We start from the raw sequence: 2,134 nt of genomic DNA on the forward strand, positions 1-2,134 counted from the left end.
GGCGGTGTCCCCGGCTGAGGGGCGGGTGGGGTCGGTGGGTTCACCGGTGCCCATGCGCTCGGCCAGGCCGGTACGTGGCCCGCCCAGTGCCATGTCCTGGCGGTACTGCCCGTCGGGGCGGTCGAAGCCTTGGTAGTGGTGGGTGCGTTCGGGTGCGGGGTGGCCCCCACCGCCTCCGCCGCCGGGTGGCGGGCCCGGTGGTGGGGTCGGGGTGGGGATGTCGCGGCAGATGTAGGGCGGCCATTCGGTGCCGGTGGGTTCCTTGCCGGGGTGGGCGGCCCGCCAGGCGGTCTCCATCGCGGCGTTGTACTCGGCGGTCTGGCGTTGGCACCGCTCGGCCGGGGTCTCCTGGTCGCCTGCGGCGCTGCCGGTGGTGGCAAGCAGCAGTGGGGCGGTGAGCAGGCCCGCAGCAGCGACGGCTGCGGCGTAGCGGGACGCCCGACGGGGCAGAGGGGTCTTGTTCACTGTTCAGTCCACCCCGGGCTACTGCTGGGGGTTTGACGGTGTGGTGGCTTTACGCCACAGGGTCATGAACCCGGAGACCATCAGTGCGCCGCCGATGATCATCACGATCACGTAGAAGAACATCACCGGCACGTAGCCGTAGTCGCTGATCGGTTCGGCGATGTGCTCGGAGAACGTCAGTGCGGCCAACACGACCAGCACCCCGATGATCAGTTTCGATACCGGGATCCACATCGGTTCGGTGGTGTTGTCGGCTGCAGGTGCGGTGTCAGGGCTGCTGGCGGTGACCGGCAGCGTGGCGGTGGGCTGGGGGGTGGTGCTCATGGGCAGATCACGGGTCCTTCAGATGTGGCGGGGTCGGCGGCCGTGACAGGTCGCCGACCCTGTGCTCGTTCGGGGTGGGTGCTTAGCGCTGGGTGTGTCTAGCGGATGCGGGTGGCTTTGCCGTAGACACTCACCGCGTCGACCGAGGTCGGTGAGGTAGAGGACACGGTGACATAGGAGCGGATGCTCACCGGGCCGGCGCATCCGTTGATCTGCAGGTGCGCACCGGTGAACCCTGCCGACGCGCGCTTGTAGTTCGGGTCGACGGGCATGCTGACCAGTGAGATGTCGGACACTCCACCGGGGTTGAGGTGGGAACGCACAGTCGGTGCGACCTCGAGTTTGCCGTCGGCACCGACCTCGGCGCGGGCGGTGGCGTCAGCGCCGGCGGACACTCCGGTGACGTTGGGCAGGTCGACTTGCACGCTGGGGCCGCCTTCCACGCCGGCGTCGGCGTGGGGTGCGACACCGGCGGTGCCGGCGATTTCGACGTCGACGCCGTCGGAGATGTCGACTCCGCAGCCGATCTGGTAGCCGGCGTCGAACATCGCGCCGGTGAGGTCGGGGGCGCCGTTACCGTCGATCCAGACGTTGCCGGTGAGGGTGCCGAAGGCCTCACCGGTGGTGGCCGATGCGTCCAGGGGTGGGGCGATGTTGACCGACTCGTCGGTCTTGGACGCGTGCAGGACCCAGCCGTCGGCGGTGGTGCGTGAGGTGGCACGGTCGGGCAGGTCGGTCGGCCCGCCGGTGGCTGGTGCGGGCCACGGCAGAGTGGGCGAGGCTGCGGCCGGGGTGATCGTGGTCAGTGCGAGGGCGGCTGCGGCGATGCTCACTGCTGTGGCGACCGTGCGGGCGGGCCTGCGTCTGGTCCTGCGCGCGGTCGGGGTTGCGGTCTCGGTGGTGAACGTCATGGCGACAACGTAACGGACGCTCCAGACAAAAGCAGGGTGAATGATTGTCACAGTTTGGTCTCATCACTGCAGGCCGGGGGGTGTTCTACGGTCACGGTTAGGTCACAGTCAATCCGGCGTGTCAGCCTGGGCAGGCTGGTGGCGATCCTGATGGTTGATGTGTCAACCAGGCGGGCATGGTGCGGTGTCTGTTCGGTGCCTGTGCAGTGTCCGTGCGGTGTCCGTGCAGGCCGTGGGTGTGATGGGTACTGTGGGTGCTATGGGTGCTATGGGTGCTATGGGTGGCTGTCGAGAAGTCGACGGTCATCGTGGGTGGGGCGACTCGCAGGCCAGAGGGGCCTGCTGCCGCGTTGGCGATGGTCACGGTCAGGTCACGATCACCCCCGCCGTGGCGTGCGGTAGTGGCACATCGATGTGCCGATGTGTTTGTCCAC

2 protein-coding genes and 1 pseudogene are annotated in these 2,134 nt (G+C 68.4%); all 3 read right to left on the bottom strand.

Features of this window, described 5'->3' with window-relative positions; genetic code table 11:
* Positions 1 to 465: pseudogene (locus tag ACT3UN_RS16365) on the bottom strand (hypothetical protein); the annotation flags it as partial.
* An 18-nt stretch (positions 466 to 483) separates the two neighbouring features.
* Complete coding sequence (locus ACT3UN_RS16370; protein ID WP_444657642.1) at positions 484 to 789, bottom strand: hypothetical protein; 306 nt, start codon at positions 787 to 789, stop codon at positions 484 to 486.
* A gap of 98 nt (positions 790 to 887) precedes the next feature.
* Positions 888 to 1,700, bottom strand: a complete 813-nt coding sequence (locus tag ACT3UN_RS16375) for an MspA family porin (protein WP_444657643.1) — start codon at positions 1,698 to 1,700, stop codon at positions 888 to 890.
* Between the last annotated feature and the right edge of the window lie 434 nt (positions 1,701 to 2,134).

Origin of the sequence: Corynebacterium sp. AOP12-C2-36 (assembly GCF_052379185.1) — a bacterium.
Taxonomy (GTDB): domain Bacteria; phylum Actinomycetota; class Actinomycetes; order Mycobacteriales; family Mycobacteriaceae; genus Corynebacterium.